Annotated in this window: 14 protein-coding genes; 13 read left to right on the top strand and 1 reads right to left on the bottom strand. The window is 40.9% G+C overall.

The genetic code is table 11. The annotated features are described in order from the left end of the window. Positions 1-54: 54 nt before the first annotated feature. The 11 genes from gldE to IAQ59_RS18850 all read left to right on the top strand — a co-directional run bounded on the left by gldE (position 55) and on the right by IAQ59_RS18850 (position 17,157). On the top strand, positions 55-1,398 hold the full coding sequence (gene gldE / locus IAQ59_RS18900) for a gliding motility-associated protein GldE (protein WP_209332417.1): 1,344 nt from the start codon (positions 55-57) through the stop codon (positions 1,396-1,398). Between the two features lie 369 nt (positions 1,399-1,767). Continuing rightward, positions 1,768-6,258, top strand: coding sequence for a glutamate synthase large subunit (gene gltB, locus IAQ59_RS18895; protein ID WP_209332416.1), 4,491 nt, complete (start codon positions 1,768-1,770; stop codon positions 6,256-6,258). A gap of 1 nt (position 6,259) precedes the next feature. Then, positions 6,260-7,738: a glutamate synthase subunit beta gene (locus IAQ59_RS18890; protein WP_209332415.1), complete on the top strand. Its 1,479-nt coding sequence runs from the start codon at positions 6,260-6,262 to the stop codon at positions 7,736-7,738. Next, positions 7,710-8,135 carry a hypothetical protein gene (locus IAQ59_RS18885; RefSeq protein ID WP_209332414.1) on the top strand — a complete coding sequence of 142 codons (426 nt, stop codon included), beginning with the start codon at positions 7,710-7,712 and terminating at the stop codon, positions 8,133-8,135. Before IAQ59_RS18890 ends, IAQ59_RS18885 begins: the two co-directional genes overlap by 29 nt. A gap of 343 nt (positions 8,136-8,478) precedes the next feature. Continuing rightward, the gene (locus IAQ59_RS18880) at positions 8,479-10,494 is read left to right on the top strand and encodes a hypothetical protein (RefSeq protein ID WP_209332413.1); all 2,016 of its coding nucleotides are present in this window, start codon (positions 8,479-8,481) and stop codon (positions 10,492-10,494) included. Positions 10,495-10,496: 2 nt separating this feature from the next. Beyond that, complete coding sequence (locus tag IAQ59_RS18875) at positions 10,497-11,438, top strand: hypothetical protein (protein WP_209332412.1); 942 nt, start codon at positions 10,497-10,499, stop codon at positions 11,436-11,438. Positions 11,439-11,451: 13 nt separating this feature from the next. Further along, positions 11,452-13,977: an Hsp70 family protein gene (locus tag IAQ59_RS18870; RefSeq protein ID WP_209332411.1), complete on the top strand. Its 2,526-nt coding sequence runs from the start codon at positions 11,452-11,454 to the stop codon at positions 13,975-13,977. 12 nt (positions 13,978-13,989) lie between these two features. Next, the gene (locus IAQ59_RS18865) at positions 13,990-14,535 is read left to right on the top strand and encodes an SH3 domain-containing protein (RefSeq protein ID WP_209332410.1); all 546 of its coding nucleotides are present in this window, start codon (positions 13,990-13,992) and stop codon (positions 14,533-14,535) included. Continuing rightward, entirely contained in the window at positions 14,536-16,311 is a 1,776-nt protein-coding gene (locus IAQ59_RS18860) for an AAA family ATPase (protein WP_209332409.1), read from the top strand. Between the two features lie 2 nt (positions 16,312-16,313). Continuing rightward, a complete protein-coding gene (locus IAQ59_RS18855) occupies positions 16,314-16,853 on the top strand; it encodes a tellurite resistance TerB family protein (protein WP_209332408.1) in 540 nt (179 codons plus the stop codon). Continuing rightward, positions 16,843-17,157, top strand: coding sequence for a DUF6804 family protein (locus IAQ59_RS18850; protein ID WP_209332407.1), 315 nt, complete (start codon positions 16,843-16,845; stop codon positions 17,155-17,157). The genes IAQ59_RS18855 and IAQ59_RS18850 overlap by 11 nt, the downstream gene beginning before the upstream one ends. Here the strand turns inward: IAQ59_RS18850 and IAQ59_RS18845 are convergent. After that, positions 17,154-17,633: a hypothetical protein gene (locus tag IAQ59_RS18845; RefSeq protein ID WP_209332406.1), complete on the bottom strand. Its 480-nt coding sequence runs from the start codon at positions 17,631-17,633 to the stop codon at positions 17,154-17,156. The genes IAQ59_RS18850 and IAQ59_RS18845 overlap by 4 nt on opposite strands. Before the next feature lie 358 nt (positions 17,634-17,991). Between IAQ59_RS18845 and IAQ59_RS18840 the strand changes: the two genes are divergently transcribed. Both IAQ59_RS18840 and IAQ59_RS18835 read left to right on the top strand, forming a co-directional pair. Next, positions 17,992-18,756, top strand: coding sequence for a hypothetical protein (locus IAQ59_RS18840; RefSeq protein ID WP_209332405.1), 765 nt, complete (start codon positions 17,992-17,994; stop codon positions 18,754-18,756). A 652-nt stretch (positions 18,757-19,408) separates the two neighbouring features. After that, the gene (locus IAQ59_RS18835) at positions 19,409-19,630 is read left to right on the top strand and encodes an antitoxin VbhA family protein (protein WP_209332404.1); all 222 of its coding nucleotides are present in this window, start codon (positions 19,409-19,411) and stop codon (positions 19,628-19,630) included. The last annotated feature ends 207 nt before the right edge of the window (positions 19,631-19,837 follow it).

Raw genomic sequence — 19,837 nt, 5'->3', positions numbered from 1 at the left:
CCCTGCCTCGATTTTCAATTATTATTGTCTAATTTTGTAGAAAAAAAATCGTTGATGGACGACCCCTACCCGAGTTTGTTATCCCTAGTGGAATTTCAGGCAGTGTCTACCGGCTATTTGCTTGGTAATTTGGTGTTATTTGTATTGCTGCTGATTGGTTCAGCGCTGGTTTCCGGCTCAGAAGTCGCATTTTTTTCATTAGATCATAAAAATTTGAGTGACCTTGAAGAGGAGAATACCCCTGCTTCCCGGCAAGTACTCAAGATGGTTCAGGAACCGCAGTTGCTACTAAGTACCATTCTGATTCTTAATAACCTGATTAATATCAGCATCGTTACCCTTACTACCTTTGTTTCCTGGTCCCTTTTTGGGGCAGATGCAAAAGGCCTTCTCATCATTATTTTTCAAACCGTAGGTGTTACGTTTTTGATCGTTTTTGTTGGTGAGATCGTGCCAAAGGTCTATGCAAACAATGCCAGGATGTCTTTTTCCAAGTCCATGGTCCCTTATATCCGGTTTTTTTCTACCCTTTTGTATCCCTTTTCCAAATTGCTTATGTCCATTAGCAATGTGATCGAAAAGCGGATAGAAGTGAAAGGATATGCACTGTCAGTAAACGAACTCCACCAAGCGCTGGAAATTACCGCTGATGATTCCAGCGTGGGCGAAAAGGATATTCTGAAAGGTATTTTCAACTTTGGGACACTTTCTGTTCGGCAGGTGATGCGGTCTAGAATGGATATTACGGCAGTAGATCTGGAGATGGATTTTCACGAGCTGATGGATAGAATCAACAAGAGTGGCTATTCCCGCATCCCAGTTTACGAGGAAACCATCGACCACATCAAGGGAATCCTTTATATCAAAGATGTCCTGGGGCATATCGAAGAAGATGAACATTTTGAATGGCAGAAGTTGATTCGAAAGGGGCTGTTTGTGCCGGAATACAAAAAGGTGGACTCGCTGCTGAAGGATTTTAAGGATAAGCGCGTCCATATGGCGATCGTGGTGGATGAGTACGGAGGCACGTCCGGATTGGTTACCCTGGAGGATTTGATAGAGGAGATCATCGGGGAAATCAATGATGAGTTTGATGATATCGAAGACATCAACTACAAAAAGCTGGATGATTACACCTATGTGTTTGAGGGAAAGGTGTCGCTCAATGATTTTTGTAAGAAACTGGATTTGGACATGCAGCTTTTTGATGACGTGAAGGGTGATAGCGAGTCCTTGGGCGGATTGCTGCTTGAGTTAAACTCCAACTTTCCAAAGAACGGAACAAAAATCAGGTATGCGAATTTTGAGTTTTTGGTTCTGGCAGTGGATACCCGCAAAATCAAGAAGGTAAAGGTGACGATCGATCCCGAAGGAGAAACGAACGTCAATACCTCCTAAATCAGTCGGTTGCAAAAATGGAAATCATGGGGGGGTTCCGTTGATGGGTGACCGCAAAAAATATTTTTTCAGAAATTTTTTCTTATATTTAAAGTTCGGTAATACGGTGGATATTCCCATGGTGATTCAAACATTTTTGCTGAAATTGGGTTAAAAAAACAATTGTATTTTTTATTTTTTTCGCTAAAAACCCAAAAATAGGTTTCGTATTTGACCGAAACAGTAATTCCGATTATGATAATTTTTTCGCCAGATATCGGTTATTCTTTCATTTTTGTGTTACCTTTAATGCCTAGATTTTAAAAAAAGAAAAATTTATTGTAAATTATACAAGTTGATTGAGGACCTGTTTATAAAATTAAAAATATAATGATTCAAGGATTATATCGTTCGCATTTTGAACACGACTCTTGTGGTATAGGTGGCGTTGTTAACGTGAAAGGCGTAAAAAGCCATGAAACGATAAGCGATGCGCTACTTATGCTGAGTAATATGGAGCATAGGGGAGGAAGAGGAAGCGATCCTAAAACCGGCGACGGTGCCGGTATACTTATTCAATTGCCTCATTCCTTTTTGAAGGAAGTGACCTTTCGGCTGGGATTTGCCCTGCCTGAGGAAGGTAGTTACGGCGTTGGGATGGTTTTTTTTCCCCGAAACAGGCAGTTGTATAAAAAATCAAAAGAGCATTTCAATAAACTAATACAAGACCTCAACTTTGAACTGATTGGATATAGGGAAGTGCCTACGGATGAAACCGTGCCGGGATCGGGAGCCTTGGAGGTGATGCCGATCATCGAGCAGGTCTTTGTCCGCCACAAGGATGGTTTGGTGGATCTTGACTTGGAGCGGAAGCTCTATGTGTTGCGCAATTACGCCACCAGAGAGATTAACCTGGGCATTCCCGGAGTAAACGACGCTTTTTATATTGCGAGTTTCAGCAGCAGGACCCTCATATATAAAGGGCAATTGCGTACCGATCAAGTGCTACCCTTTTACAAGGACTTGCAGAACAACAAGCTTACCTCAGCACTTGCCGTAGTTCACTCCCGTTTTTCTACCAATACCTTTCCCAATTGGCGGTTGGCACAGCCGTTCCGGTACCTCTCCCACAATGGAGAGATCAATACCATCCGAGGCAACCTCAACAAGATGCGGTCCAAGGAGACGCTGATGAAGTCGGTACATTTTACCGATGACGAGTTGCAGATGCTAATGCCTATTACCAACGCCAAAAACTCCGACTCTGCCAACCTTGACGCTATGGTGGAGTTGCTAGCTTTGAGTGGCAGAAGTCTCCCACACGTAATGATGATGTTGGTGCCGGAAGCTTGGCAGGATAACAAGACGATGGATCGAAGCCGCAAGGCATTCTACAAGTTCCATGCCTCACTCATGGAGCCTTGGGATGGTCCCGCAGCCCTGTTGTTTACTGACGGGAAATCCTTGGGTGCTACTTTAGATCGTAACGGGCTGCGTCCATTGAGGTATTTCATTACCTCCGACGATCGGCTCATCCTATCCTCCGAAGCTGGTGCACTGCCTATACGGGAATCTACTATTACAGAAAAGGGCAGGGTGAGTCCGGGAAGAATGCTGTTGGCAGATACGGAGAAAGGAAAGGTTTCCTTTGACGAAGAGGTGAAGAAGGAAGTATGTGAAAACAAGCCCTATGAAGGATGGATCCGAAAGCAGCGCTTAAAGCTGCGCCTGATTCCGGCCCCAAAGGAGCTGCACTTCCCCTATACCACCGAGCATATCAAAAAGCGGCAGACCATCTTTGGCTATACTTCTGAAGACCTCAAGGTCGTTTTGGCTCCCATGGGAGATACAGGCTATGAGGCCGTAGGCTCCATGGGTGCAGATACGCCGTTGGCAGTGCTGTCCAAGCAAAGTCAGCATATCTCCAATTACTTTAAGCAGCTTTTTGCGCAGGTTAGTAACCCGCCGATTGATCCCATTCGTGAGCGCTTGGTGATGTCCTTGTTTACCCGCATTGGAGAAAGCCACAATATACTGGATGAAAGCCCCAAGCATACCAAGCAAATACACATCTCTCAGCCCGTGTTGCTGAACGAAGATTTGGAGAAGCTTCGAAACTTGGAAGAGAAGGGTTATCATGCCCATACACTTCAAGCGCATTTCGTGGCTGACGGGCAGCCTGGTAGGCTTTTGGAGGCACTGGATAAAATTTGCAACGAAGCCGAAGAGGCAATCAAAAATGGTAAAAACATCCTGATCATTTCTGACCGGGAATGCTGCACGGATACAGCGCCAATTCCTTCCCTGCTGGCCGTAGGAGCCGTTCACCATCACTTGGTAAACCAAAAGATCAGAACAAAGGCAGGTATCGTGGCGGAAGCAGGAGATATCCGGGAGACGCACCATTTTGCCACTGTAATCGGTTATGGTGCCAGCGCCATCAATCCATACCTGGCGTTGGAATCCTTGGTGGCCATGAACGAGGAGGAACTGCTGTCCAAGAAGTTGCCTCAAAAGAAATTGTTTGAAAATTATAAAACGGCTATAGGCAAAGGCTTGCTTAAGGTGCTTTCCAAGATGGGTATCAGTACCCTACAGTCTTATCAGAGTGCCCAGATATTTGAGGCAATCGGATTGGGTCCTGAGGTGATTCAGCGCTGCTTTAAAGGCACGGTAAGCCGTATCAGTGGTATCTCCTTTGACGAGTTGGCGGAGGAAGTACTCCTCAGGCACCGAGCAGCCTATAAGACGGACAGTCCGCTGTTGGAGACTGGTGGGGTATACCAGTGGAAACGCCGGGGAGAGAAGCACCTCTTCAACCCGGAGACCATTCACCTCCTGCAAAAATCGACGCGTAATAACGATTACCAACTCTACAAGAAATTTGCGGAGAAAATCAACAACCAAACCCGGGATGCGCTGACGCTGCGTGGGTTGTTTGAGTTCAAAAAACGTATCTCTGTCCCCTTGGATGAGGTGGAACCTGCAGAGAAGATCATGAAACGCTTTGCGACGGGTGCCATGTCCTTCGGGTCTATTTCGCACGAGGCGCACAGTACGCTCGCCATCGCGATGAATCGCATAGGGGCCAAAAGCAACAGCGGAGAGGGTGGAGAAGACGAAATCCGCTTTGAAGTAAAGGAAAACGGTGACTGGGAACGGTCTGCTATCAAGCAGGTCGCGTCCGGTAGGTTTGGAGTGACCAGTAACTACCTGACTAACGCCGCTGAACTACAGATAAAAATGGCCCAAGGCGCTAAGCCAGGTGAAGGTGGTCAGCTTCCAGGGCACAAGGTCGATGATTGGATAGGCAGGGTACGACACTCCACGCCAGGTGTGGGGTTGATATCGCCCCCTCCCCATCACGATATCTATTCCATCGAGGATTTGGCCCAATTGATTTACGATTTAAAAAATGCCAACCGAAAGGCACGCATCAACGTGAAGTTGGTATCGCAGGCAGGTGTGGGTACCGTGGCAGCGGGTGTTGCCAAGGCACAGTCTGATGTGATCCTGATCTCCGGTGCGGATGGTGGTACTGGGGCCTCTCCATTGAGTTCCATACGCCATGCTGGCCTCCCATGGGAGCTAGGCCTATCGGAAGCCCACCAAACGTTGGTAAAAAATAACCTGAGAAGCCGGGTGGTACTGCAGACCGATGGTCAGCTACGTACCGGCCGGGATATTGCCATTGCCACGCTGCTAGGCGCGGAAGAGTGGGGAATCTCTACGGGCGCCTTGGTGGTAGAGGGCTGTATCATGATGCGAAAGTGTCACTTGAATACGTGCCCCGTGGGTATCGCTACCCAAAACCCAGAGCTGAGAAAGCTGTTTACCGGCCGTCCAGAGGATGTGGTGAACTTCTTCCGATTCCTTGCCGAGGACCTCAGGGAGATCATGTCGTCCTTGGGATTCCGGACCATCGACGAGATGGTAGGACAGAGCGATGTGCTTAAGGCAACCGGTTACCTTAACCACTGGAAGTGGGACAAGCTGGATCTTAGCCCCATCTTCCACAAGGTGGAAGTGCCAGACCATGTGGGTATCTACAAGCAAATCGATCAGGATTTTAAGCTGAAGAGGGTATTGGATAGAAAATTGATCAAGGAGGCCCTGCCCGCTTTGGAGCAAGCCAATCCTGTGACCGGTAAGTTTGAAATCAAAAACGTGGATCGTACCGTAGGTGCCATGCTATCCAACGAGGTCTCAAAGATCTTTGGCAGCGTAGGCTTACCGGAGGACACGATCAAATACAAGTTTATGGGATCTGCTGGGCAGACCTTCGGTGGCTTCTTGGCCAAGGGGATATCCTTTGAGTTGGAAGGGGAGGCAAATGACTATTTTGGCAAAGGACTTTCCGGCGGCAAGCTTATCATATACCCCAGCCGAAATGCACAGTTTGTCGCGGAGGAAAATATCATCATCGGTAACGTGGCGTTTTATGGAGCGACTTCGGGACAAGCCTATATTCGTGGCAAGGCCGGTGAGCGTTTTTGCGTACGTAACTCCGGTGTGGAAGCCGTGGTGGAAGGAATCGGGGATCATGGCTGCGAGTACATGACTGGCGGCATGGCGCTGATCTTGGGCGAAATCGGAAGAAACTTTGCCGCAGGGATGAGCGGAGGGTTGGCCTATATCTTTAAAGAGAATATGGGTAACATCAACCAAGAGATGGTGGATCTTGACCCGCTTAACGAGGATGATTTTGCGACCATCAAAAGAGCACTCAAAGATCATCTACAGTTTACGGCAAGTGTGGTTGCCGATCAATTGTTGGAGAATTGGGATGAAGCCAAAGATAGGTTTATCAAAGTCATCCCTAGAGATTACAAAGAAGTACTGAGAAAAAGAGCGTTAGAACAATCTAAAACATTAGTGTAATATGGCGGATAAAGAAGGTTTCTTGAAATACAAGAGGGAATTGCCTAAGTCCCGACCACCAAAGGATCGCATAAACGATTACAAAGAAATATACCAGCCACTCGACCCCAAGACGCTAAACCAGCAGGCTGCCAGGTGCATGGACTGCGGTATACCATTTTGCCACAATGGGTGTCCTTTGGGAAATGTGATTCCGGAATTTAACGATGCGGTGTACCACAATGAGTGGGAGCAGGCCTATCAGATCCTTAAGGGTACGAATAACTTCCCGGAGTTTACCGGTAGGATCTGTCCGGCTCCTTGCGAGGCTAGCTGTGTGCTCGGTATCAACAAAGATCCTGTAGCCATTGAGCTGATTGAAAAGAATATTGCCGAAAAGGCGTATGAGCTAGGCATTGCCAAGCCACGGATTCCGGAAGAGCGATCCGGCAAAAAAGTGGCGGTGATAGGCTCCGGTCCAGCAGGTTTGGCTGCTGCGGATCAACTAAATCAGGCAGGTCATGAGGTGACCGTCTTCGAAAAGGACAAGGAAGTGGGTGGCTTGCTGCGTTATGGTATCCCGGATTTCAAGTTGGAAAAGTGGGTGATCGACCGCAGGGTAGACATCATGAATGAGGAAGGTGTGATCTTCAGCAAGGATACTGAGGTAGGCTTTAACGTCAAAGCAGACAATATTCTCGCAAATTATGATGCGGTAGTTTTGGCCACGGGTGCACAGAAGCCAAGGGACCTCCCTATCCCAGGCAGGGAAGCCAAGGGCGTCTACTTCGCTATGGAATTTCTCGGGCGTCAGAATCAGGTCGTTTCCGGTGAGATAGCCGAAAATCCGATCAATGCCAAGGGCAAGCATGTCATTGTCATTGGCGGAGGCGATACCGGGTCCGATTGCATCGGTACTTCAAACAGACACGGCGCGGCGTCCATTACGCAGTTGGAGCTATTGCCCAAGCCGCCTGCCGCTCGTACCGAGTTGAACCCTTGGCCGGAATGGCCCATGACGATCCGGACTTCCAGTTCGCACGAAGAGGGAGCTGAGCGGTTTTGGTCGGTACTTACCAAGGAGTTTACGAAAAACGACAAAGGAGAGGTGACGGGTCTTAAGATCGTAGAGATTGAGTGGAAGGAAGAGAACGGAAGGATGAAATTTGTGGAAATTCCCGGTACCGAAGAGGTATTGCTCTGTGATTTGGCCTTTTTGGCCATTGGGTACCTAGGGCCCAAGACGGGGCTGTTGGAAGCTTTTGAGGTGGAGCTTCAAGAGAATTCCCTTCCCAAGTCCCATAAATACAGGAGTAACGTACCGGGCGTGTTCTTGGCAGGAGATATGCGACGTGGTCAGTCGCTCGTCGTGTGGGCAATCGCTGAGGGCAGGGAGTGCGCGGTGGAGGTGGATAAATTTCTCAATGGAGGTGTTTCTTCGCTGCCCAGGAGGGATCAATCCTTCTTTTCCTATGAGACTGACGCGGAAATGTCCGTTTGATCGTCCCACGGCTATCCATGCAAAAGAGAGGCTGTCCGAAGAGGGCGGCCTTTTTTTATGCGCTCCTTATCACGACACATGGGCTTTAGGAGGCTGTAGGGGAGGACGGGGTTTATCCGTGTTTTTACACGTGTATAAACGTTTATACACGTGTAGGAACACGGCTATCTGTTTTAGCTTTGGTACCTTACTTTTGTATTTAGCAAGCGTTGGACTCCCGGTAATGGAAGACTTGGATCCGTTTTTATGCGGTTTTCCCAATAAGAGAGGGGGTTGTTTGGAAGTACATGGTATCGGGGAGGGGGAAGTGGATAACGCAACTCTAGGGGTCGATTCGGATTTGGCCTTGCTAAAAGGGGGGTGGGTGTACGGACCTTCGGCAGGAGACACCTGCTAGCCGCCGTTCTGTATTGGTTTTTAGGTAGCTAATAGGTATTGAAATGAAAAAGCTAGTTGCACATACTCGGAAATTCCCTATCTTTAGAGTGCCTAGGTACTAGGTACATAGGACAGCTAACCGCAAGGGATTGCGGTTAGCTACTAGTTGTGCGGCATACAAGAAAAGCCAACCGCACAAACAGCACATTTGGTTTTTGCCGACACGAAAGCCAACGCTGAAAAAACCAAAAGAGCTGTTTTTTTGCCAACGCTCGACAGAAAATTGAACAGAATATGGGAAACCGTAAAAATAGAAGTAGAATGAATAGTATTTTTAGGAACTTAAAGCCGCCCGAAGAAATATGGAGTTAATTCAAAATAACCCTTATCGAATTGCAGGTATTCTCTCAAACGCAACGGAAAGAGAACTACAAAAGCAAAAGACTAAAATCAAGGCCTACACAAAGGTTGGAAAAGAAATCAAATCAGACTTTGACTTTCAATTTCTCGGAAATATTGACAGAACGGAAGAATCTGTAAACAAAGCATTTTCAAATGTTGAGCAAAACCAAGACAAAGTAAATTATGCCTTATTTTGGTTCTTAAATGTCAGTCCATTTGACAACACCGCAATTGAATACCTGAAAAATGGTGATGAAGAAAAAGCACTTGAAATTTGGGAGAAAGTGACAAACGACAAGGATGTTAATTCCAAAAACTTCTCTGCATTCAACAATTTGGGTACATACAAACTCTTAAGCAGGGACAAATTAGATATTAAAAAAGGGATTGAAGCAAAAATCAAGTTGATTGAATCAGACTACTTTGAAAGCTTTGTGCATTCTGTTGCGGATGAAACTTATACAATTGACAACCAGAAACAATCTGAAAAATTGATTGATGAATTGCTGACGCAATTCAAAAATCAATATTCAAGTTCAGAAACATTGCAATTGTTCAGCGGATGCAACGGAACTACTCAAAGGTATCTTTCCAAAAAGTTTACAGAAGAGCCATTACACAAAATCGAAAGCCAAATTGAGAGCTGTAAAAAGAAACGAAAAGCAGACAAAAGCAGAGCTTATGAATTTGGTTTAAAATTATTCACAAACACAAAAGACGATTTATCACTTCTCAAATCATTACTTGGTACTAGCGACTTAAAATACAAAGCAGTAGCTGACCAATTGGCAAATGAAATAATGCAATGTGGTATTGACTATTTCAATGAAAGCCAAGAAAATGATTCGAGTGATGATTCCTTAAAACAAGCCCAGGAATTAAATGAGACAGCGTTGTCAATTGCGGCTGGAAAGTTAACAAGAGATAGGGCAAAAGACAGTCTTGCCACTCTTGAAGAAATGAGAGACCGAGAGGTTGCACAAGCAATTGCCTTATTACAATCCGTGAAAGATGCTTATGAAACTAATGAGCAAAAAATAAGACAACAAGTTAAAGATCTTAAAGAGAGTGACCCATTGATAAAACTTGGACACAGAACTATTAACCAGTCCGCTGTTGAAGATAATATCAAGAATTCTATTGATTGGGGTAAAGTGAATGAATTACTAAAAGAAATTTTACCCGATGAGAGTTTAGAACGAATTAAAGCAAGTACTAAAAACGAACTCAAATCTGAATTTACAGAACTAGCTAATTGGCTTAAAGAGTATTCTCAAAGTAATTCTGTGATTAGCAGAATCATTGATAAATATAAAAGAATACCACCGAAACTATCCTTCAAAATTGTATCGTCTGAAATAACCAACACCGATAGCAAACCACTTTACACTAAGTATATACGATACATTGGTTTAAAAGTCAATGTAGAAGTGCTGCAAGAAAGCACCGTCACATTTTATCTTAAATACATCAATCCAAAAGGTAAAGTTGATCGGAACAAAAAATCTTCCCCAAACGGTTACACTCGCTTAGATACAAAAAATCTAAATAAAAATTCAAGAACTATCTCATTTGCAGGATGGGGAAATGCCGATGAATGTACTTACGATATTGGTGAGCATCGAATAGAAGTTTATGTAGATGAATATTTAATCCACACTAAAAAGTACAAAGTTGATTTAGCACCATCTGAAAAGTTAGAGAAAGAAATAGCTAGTGCAGAAAAGAAACTAAGGGAGATAAATCAAACTGATTATTACGAATCAGAAATCAGGTCTGCCAAAAATGAAATGAGCGAAATTCAAAAATTCAAATTGTTTAGAGGAAGCTCAGAAAAGCAAAGTCAAATTCAAGCACAACAGGCTAAAATTGACAAGCTCATTCAGCAAGCCAAAGAAGAAAAGAAAAAAGATGTCCGAACTCAGGAAGAAAAAATTTACAAACTAAAAATGGAGCTTTCAGTAGCAAAATATTAACTATGAAGAAAATTGTACTCATATCGCTCTTTTTTGGAGCAACCAATCTTTTTGCTCAACAGCAACAGGATTCAATTTTGGTTAAGGAAATACCAACCATAAAAAACAACGTATTTCAGCAACAACAAGAGATTAATGCTTTGACTAAAAAGCTGAATGACCAAAATTATATAATTGGAAAGCAGAGCAAGACTATCTCAGTTTTGCAGGAGCAAAATTCCAATCTAAATGGATCCATTGATAGTTTAAGCCAACTAATCCAAACCAACAGCCAAAACATTGTAACCAATTCCAAAGAGCTTGGAACTAAAATCCAAGAAACAGGGCAAAAAGCAGACACTCAAATAGCCCAATTAGATAATAGTGTAGAGAAAAACCGCTTGTATTGGATTATTGCCACTTTGGCTACACTTTTATTAGGTGGTTTGGTTTATTGGCTATTGGGCAAACGCATTAAATCAAGCAAGACAGATGTCGAAACCCAAATCAGAAACACCAAAGCTTCTTTGGAAGAAGAAAGCGTGAAATTGGATAACAAATTGGTAGAAGTTTTGGAAACACAACTTAAACTTCAACAAGAAACGACTAAATCACAGACAGTTGCTTCCAACGAAAAAGCCGACCATTCTTTGGCTTTAAAAGTGGCAGATGAGATTATTCGAATTCAAAAGAATTTGAGCAGAATGGATGAAAGCACAAAAGGACTTAAACAGTTAAATTCTTCTGTGCAACGGATTCAAGACAATTTCGCATCTAATGGCTACGAATTAGTTGATATGCTTGGGAAAGAATACAATGACGGTATGAAAGTATCAGCAAACTTTGTCCCAAGTGAAGATTTAGAAACGGGAAAACAAATTATTACACGAATCATAAAACCACAAGTAAACTTTAAAGGAGCAATGATCCAAGCTGCTCAAATTGAAGTTAGTGTAGGAGAATAAAAAACATTAAACAATGGCAAGAACTAAAATTGACTACGGAATTGATTTAGGAACAACGAATTCCGCTATTTCAAGAATGGAAAATGGAGAAGCAACCATTAAAAAAACGGATATGCAAGCAGACACAATGCCCTCTTGTGTTTATATCAACAAGAAAAAAGCTATCCAAATTGGGCAAACTGCTTATAATGCTCTAAAAAGACAGAAGTTGAATGCAATGAAGAGTTGGGATTCAGAAGATGATAATGCTTTCATTGAATTCAAAAGGACTATGGGAACTGATAAAAAGTATCCCAGTTCTAATTTTGAAAAGGATTTGACTTCAGAAGAATTATCAGCAGAAGTTTTGAAAACCCTGAAGTCTTTCGTGAAAGATGAAAATGTCAATTCCATTGTTATCACTGTTCCAGCAGCCTTTAAAAACAACCAAAAAGAAGCAACAAGAGAAGCTGCAAAATTAGCAGGGTTCAATCATATTGAATTGTTGCAAGAGCCTGTTGCCGCTTCAATGGCTTACGGATTAGATTCCAATAAAAAAGACGGTTTTTGGTTAGTATTCGATTTCGGGGGAGGAACTTTTGATGCAGCACTTTTAAAAGTTGAAGAAGGAATAATGAAAGTGATTGACACCGAAGGCGATAATTATCTTGGTGGTAAAAACTTAGACTTCGCAATTGTAGATGAAATTATCTTGCCATACATCCAAGAAAACTTTGTGATTGATTCTATTTTGGCGGATGATACAAAAAAGCAAATTCTGCGTAATGCAATGAAATTTTATGCAGAAGAAACTAAAATCAAGCTTTCATTCAATGATACACATAATATCTTATCTGATTTGGGAGATATTCCCGGTGAAGACGATGAAGGCGAAGAATTTGAATTAGACATTACCGTAACTCAAAATGACATTGCCAGAGCGGTTTCGCCCGTTTTCCAAAAAGCAATTGATGTTAGTTTAAGCCTATTGGAAAGAAACAACCTTAAAGGTTCTTCATTAGATTCATTAATACTTGTTGGTGGCCCAACGTTTTCACCTGTTTTAAGAAAAATGTTGGAAGAACAAATTTGTAAACCCGATACAAGTGCCGACCCAATGACGGTAGTTTCAAAGGGTGCAGCCTTGTATGCATCAACGGTTGATGTTTCAGAAGAAGTAAGAGAGCAAACCAGAGACAAAACAAAGATTCAATTGGAAATAGCCAATGAATCATCAACGGTGGAAACCGAAGAATTTGTTCCTATCAAGATTTTAGCTGACAAAACAGAAGGAGAGATTCCTGAAAAAGTATTTGCAGAAGTTACCAGAGGCGACAAAGCTTGGTCAAGCGGTAAGGTTGAAATTAACACGATTGGCGAAGTTGTTGAGATTCAACTAAACGAAGGAAAAACTAACATTTTTGAAGTTGTTCTGTTTGACGACAAAGGAAATATTTTAGAAAGTGAGCCATCAAGTTTCAGCGTCATTCAAGGTTCTAAAATCGGAAGTGCGGTTTTAGCTCATAGTATTGGGATAGAACTGAAAGATCGAACAACAGGTAAGATTAGATTTGTAACCGTAAAAGGTTTAGAGAAAAATAATTCTATTCCAGCAGTAGGAACTAGAAACGGATTAAAGACCCAAAAACAAATTCGACCAGGAATGGATTCCGACTTTATCAAAATTCCAATTTATGAAGGAGTTTATGGAGCAGAAGGAACCAGAGCAGTTTATAACGACCACGTTAAGGATATTATTATAAGCGGAGCCGATTTACCTTCCTTACTGCCTGAAAATCAAGATGTAGATTTAACTATAAATATTGACAGGTCAGAACAAATTACGGTTACAGCATACTTTCCTTATTTAGATTTCACCTATGAAGCGACAGTTGAAAGAACGGTTTCATCAATCGAAACATCTTGGTTGGAAAATGAAATTAGAAAAGCAAAAGGAAGTATTGCTGAATTAAAACAAGATGGTAACTCTGATAACGGTCAATTACAAAAGATTGAAGCCGAGTTAGATAAAATTGAAAAAGCGTTTGAGAATAACAAAAATGATGTTGACGGCAAACAAGAAGTTTTAACCAATTTGAGAAAGTCATTAAAAACAATTGATGAACTGAACGACACCACCGAGTGGCCAAAATTGGAAGAAACTTTAAAAGAAGAGTTTTATCGCCTAGAAAAAGTAAATAATGATTTAGGCAATGAAAAAACCACACAAGTTGTCAATCAATTTCGTTCACAATTGGATGAAGTAATTCGTGCTAAAGATGTTAAACTTGGAAATGTACTATTAGAAGAGATTGGTATGTTCTTTTTTAAATTGACAGAGATATATCAGTTTATCGGAATGATAAGAAACTTCAATGAGAATTTTGGAGATTACTCTTGGAGTAATCCAACCAAAGCAAGGCAATTGGTTAATTCAGGTATGGAAAAAATCGCAAATGGTCCAGACAAAGAGGAATTAAGAGAAATTTTAATTCCATTATATGATATGATTCCAACAGAAGAAAAACCAAGTGGAGATGATTCTGTATTGGTTGGTTAAAATTTATACGAAATGAAAAAATACATATTGTCGCTGATATTATTCTTGAGTATAATTACCCTTTCAAATGCTCAGAGCTATTTAGGGTATGTGACTAAACAAGTGAATTTCAGAACTGAATCAAATACTAGCTGTGAGATTATCTCATCTTTACCAAGAGGTACCACACTTTTTGTTATTTCAAAAGATAAAATAAACGGATTTTATCAGGTTCTAAATATTGAAACCAACAAAGAAGGATTTGTCCATTCGAGTTTTGTTCAACTCGATAAGATGCTACCCAAAAATGAGAATGGTATTTTCACACCTGTCGGGAAAACAAGTTCTACAAAACCAATTATCAAAATACATAACAATACAAGTCTTACGCTTACTTTAAAGCTGAATAATGATTTGTACACCTTTTCGCCACAAGAAAGAAAAACATTGACTTTATCATCAGGCTCATATACTTACAGAGCATCAGCACCAGGCGTTTTACCTGATTATGGAACAGAGAATATGCAAAGTAATTATGAGTACGAATGGAGTTTTTACGTCTCAACTTCTAGGAATTAAATGAATCAAAAGGAGCACATATTAGCTAAAGGTCAAACGATTAAGGAGAATTACAAGGTGACTTTCTTTCTCAAAAAAGGAAGCTATGCCGAAACCTATCGTATAAAAGACCAAGAAGGAAAGACCAAATTATTGAAGCTGTTTGCTTATTCAAAGTTACACAGAACTCAATTTGATGGAAATGGTGACGTTTTAGAGATTCAGGTTTTAAAGAATATCAAGCACCCAAATTTGGTTAAATACTCTGATAGTGGCGAACTTCTTTTAGATGGTCAAAAATATGCTTACGTAATTCTTGATTTCATCAGTGGTGAAACCTTGGCGGACAAATTGAAAAGAGAACAAACCATTAACCCGTATGAAGCTAAAAACATCATTTCAGGCGTTTTAAACGGATTGAACTACTTACATTCTCTTCAAAATCCAATTATCCACAACGACATTACAAACTTGAATGTGATGTTGGATTTATCGGGAAAAATTGCAATTCCGAAAATCATTGACTTTGGTTATGCTCGTTTTTTAAGTCAGTCCAACAAGGACTTTTTAAAGGACGGATTAAATCCATTTTATCAAGCCAATGAAGCCTTCAATAAAGTATTTTCAGTTCAAAGTGATGTGTTTTCGGTTGGTGCATTATATTATCACTTGTTAGAAGGATTACCACCTTGGTTCGTTGAAATTTCAAAATATAAAGCAGATTCCATAAAGTTAGAAGATGCTGTTATTGAAGAACGAAAAAAGCCTTTAAAGTTTTCGTCAGTTACAGACCAACAAACCCAAAACATAATCAACAAAGCATTACAGCCAAATGCTGAAAGTCGTTTTAATAGTGTCAAAGACCTCATAAAATCAATAAACGGAGAAATGGAAGTGCAAGAGCTTTCATCACCGCAAGAAGTATCTAAACCGAAATTAAAGGAAATAAAAAAAGGAAAAGGGTTTTCAGCAATAGCAGGAATGCAAGAACTGAAAGACACTATCCAACTTGATGTAATTGATGCTTTAAACGAAAAAGAACGTTATGCAGAGTATGGCTTGACCATTCCAAACGGAATGTTGCTTTATGGCCCACCAGGTTGTGGTAAAACGTTTTTTGCAGAACGAATGGCAGAAGAAATAGGGTTTAATTTCTATCAGTTAAAACCATCTGATATTCAGAGTAAGTATGTAAACGAATCACAGGAAAAAATCAAGAACCTTTTTGATGAAGCTCGTGAAAATGCACCAAGTATCATTTTCATTGACGAATTAGATGCAGTTGTTCCCAATCGCGACAACTCAAATGTAAATCATATGAATACAAGTGCTGTAAATGAGTTTTTAGCACAAATGAATAATTGCGGAGATGATGGCATTTTTATAATTGGAGCAACTAATTTACCAAGCAGTATTGACCCTGCAATAATGAGAGCAGGTAGGTTGGATAAAAAAATATATGTTCCTGTACCAGACATAGAAGCTCGCCAATCAATATTCACAATGTACTTACAAAAAAGACCTGTTGAATTAGGTATTGATTATTTACAGCTTGCAAAAGCTACTGAGAATTATGCATCGGTGGATATAAAGAACATCTGTGATGAAGCATCGAGACAAGCTTTGCGTTTAAAGGAACGGATTTCAATGAAGCTACTGTTAGATACAATTAGTTTAACTCGTCCTAGCTCAACTATTTCAGAATTAAAGAAATATAGAGCAATAAAAGCAAAAATGGAAGGTGCTGAAGAAAACGAAAATAACGACCGACCAAGAATCGGTTTTAAAAACAATTAGATATGGGAACATTACATTTCAATAAACTATTGCTCAAGACTGCATTTTCTTGTATGGCTTGTGATGGCGATATTGACAAACGTGAGGTCAAACTTATTAAGCAATTACAAAAGGAACGTAAAACCTTTGGAGAAATTGACATCAATGCCGAATTAGACACTTTGTTACTTGCTATCAATAAAGACGGTCAACAATTTTTAAAAGATTATTTCAATGAGCTTACAACTACTGAATTAACAGAAGCAAATGAACTGAAACTTATTGAAGTTGCAATTGACACAATTAAAGCAGACGATAAAGTTGAATACAGCGAAATCAAGTTTTTTAAAGTTATTCGTTCAAAGCTGAAAATTGACAACGAGCCAATTCTTAATAAGCATCCTGATTTTGAAGATTATTTGGAGCAAGATATTATTACTGATTCTTATTTATCAAGGTTGCAAGATGATTTCTTTGACACACATATCTCAAATGAATTTGAGTTGATAAGTGAAATTGATGATGATATTTTTGTTAACGTTAAAGACAAAAATGAAGAATAGTGAAGCTTTGATAAAGATTGCTCTAGCAACTCTGCTGTTTTTGTGCCTGTTGGATATGCCATACGGATATTATCAATTTGTCCGTTTTGTTGCTCTCATTGGTTTCGGAATATTAGCATACAAAGCAAATGAACAGAATCAGAAAACAGAAATGATTATTTACGGTGGACTTGCCCTACTCTTTCAACCATTTTTTAAAATAGCACTTGGAAGAGAAATGTGGAATATTGTAGACGTCATTGTCGGAGTTGGACTAATTGGAAGTTTAATTATGAATAGAACGAGATCGAAAAGCCAACGCTAAAAGCCATACACATTTGCAATTCGCACAAGCCCAAGCCGCAACCAAAAATTGCAAAAGAGTATGTCTTTGCCAACGCTGACGGACAGAAAAAGAAAAAGTACGACCGCACAACATTGTATAAGAGCAATAGCGGGTGCAGTGGTAAAATCAAGGTCTGTGCATTCAATAAACTTTTGTGGTGGCGGACAGGTAATCGCCTTGAAATCCGCTACTGCTCTTATACTTGACCGTTGTGGTGCAATTTCTAAAAAACGAATAATCACTTTCCGTGCTTTGGGTTGCGATCGGAATCCGTCGGGCGATACAGCTTTGGGGAAAAGTGCAAAAAATTGGCTGTTTTCAAGTCCGTTGGCGGTTAGACCGCTCAAACCCGTGTTTGTTGCCGTATAAACGTCACAACGGACTTGTACGAAGTTAGTCGAATCCGACCAAAAAGTCAAGTTTTCAGCTTTTTCCGGGGCCCCAAAGTCAGGCATAGCGCCCCTCGGATGGGATTGTGATGGGGCCGCAACCCCGCTTTTGTAACGACAATAATCCCAGGATTACAGGCATTGCAAAAGCTAAAGCACCGGGCAAGTGAAGAAACAGATGAGTTTTTTAGAAACTGACGTGTTTTCCCCGCTGCCAGATCAAATGAAGGCCAACGCACAAAATGCCCCCCGGAGGAAAACAACACACAACATGTCACTTCCATCAAAGCGGGCCCAACCGAGCCCTGGCAACTTTGTGGATTTTAGGTACTTTCATTGCATCACAAAGATTTCCGCCATAAATTCCGCTCAGATGGAAGCGACATACCGTTGTGTGCAACCATAAAAAAGACACTGACAAAGAATGAATAATAATCCAAAATACAAGACAGGGGAAATTCTAATGATAAAGATGGGAATTGAGTTAGAAAATGAAAGAAGCAAATACTTTCGTTTTTTTCCGAAATTTTTAAAGCACCCTTTGTTTGTAAGCACCCTTGACCAAAAAGTGCTTAGCCTAAGACCATTAAGAGTAGAAAGTTTCAGCTACTATATGGACTTTGACGAATACATTTATGAACTTTCAACTGACTTGAATGGAGAAAAAGTAAAGTTCAGAAAACTTGAAAACTTTCTTGTCCCACCAATAGTTGAGAAAAGGGTCTATCCTGACAGCAGAACAATTTCTGACTTTGAAAACCAATTAATAAATGGAACTTACAAGGAAAAATATGAAGCAACCTTAAAACTTAAAGAGAATAATTTTCAACCCAAAAATACTGAACAGTCAATAAATTACTACTTACACTCAAGAGACTTTGTAACTCTTACGACATACGGAGAAAAAGCTATTGCACCATTACTTGAATACTTGTTTGTATGTGCGGACGAAGAAATGGCACCTGAAATATTTGGTGCGTTTCTACATTTAGGACAATATTCTATTATCCCTCTTTTACACCTTTTGACCGTTCCAGAATATGAACATAGAGACTTGGTATATTATGTATTAGGTGAAATTGGTAACGAAAAATGCGTTGAGTTCTTTGAAGCAATGCAAAGACAAGAAACAAAATATATAAACGAACTTAATGACGGCTTAACAAGACTAAAATCAAGACTAAAATGAGAATGGCAGCACACAACATCATATTTGCAAAAGCGGGGGGGGCGTGCTTCTATGAAAGTTTATTGCAAGGTTCAAGTTTAGTTTTTCAATTGAACATTTGTGCTAAAAATCCCCGCCTTCGCAAATATGAGAACCGTTGTGGTGCAATTTCTAAAAAACGAATAATCACTTTCCGTGCTTTGGGTTGCGATCGGAATCCGTCGGGCGATACAGCTTTTTCCGGGGCCCCAAAGTCAGGCATAGCGCCCCTCGGATGGGATTGTGATGGGGCCGCAACCCCGCTTTTGTAACGACAATAATCCCAGGATTACAGGCATTGCAAAAGCTAAAGCACCGGGCAAGTGAAGTGAAGGATGCGTTTTTTAGAAACTGACGTGTTTTCCTCCACTGCTAGATCAAAATTGGGCCAACGCGCAAAAAAGGGCCCTGGAGGAAAACAACACACAACAAGTCACTTCCATCAAAGCGGGCCCAACCGCGCCTTGGCAACTTCGTGGATTTTAGGTACTTTCATTGCATCACAAGGATTTCCGCCATAAATTCCGCTTAGATGGAAGCGATATACCGTTGTGCACTATTCTAAAACAGAGAGGTATAAGTGTAAATGTCCGAGAAATTTTGTAAATTAGTAGAAGGTTTAAAATCAAAACATATGTTTAATACCATCGATATTGACAGGGATAATCTCACTATAATGGGAGTGAAATTTTCAGATCTAAAGACATTAGAAAGCACAGCAAATGCTTTAGGAAGTAATATGTTTGAAGGGTTTAAACCAACTCCAAAAGGGGTTGAAATAATCAGGGATTATGTAACAGGAAGAATTTCATTGAGCGAATTAGTGAAATTTGCAGAAGAAAAGGCATATGTCTGATTCCTATAAATACATAGACTTTGATTATACTTACATTGACCCAAAAACAGGAATTTTAAAAAATCTGCAAGGAATTACAGATTCAGATGTATTACTATTTGTTGAAAGTGGTGCCATTACAAAACGACTTCAAGAGCTTTATAATAATCCGATGTAAATTCCGGTGATCTTGACCACCAATCCGGTGATCTTGACCACCCTCTTCTT

The sequence above is a fragment of the Lunatimonas salinarum genome (genome assembly GCF_017811155.1).
Taxonomy (GTDB): Bacteria; Bacteroidota; Bacteroidia; order Cytophagales; family Cyclobacteriaceae; genus Lunatimonas; species Lunatimonas salinarum.
Note: the sequence above shows the minus strand (reverse complement) of the source record. Positions and strands in the feature narration are given on the sequence as shown.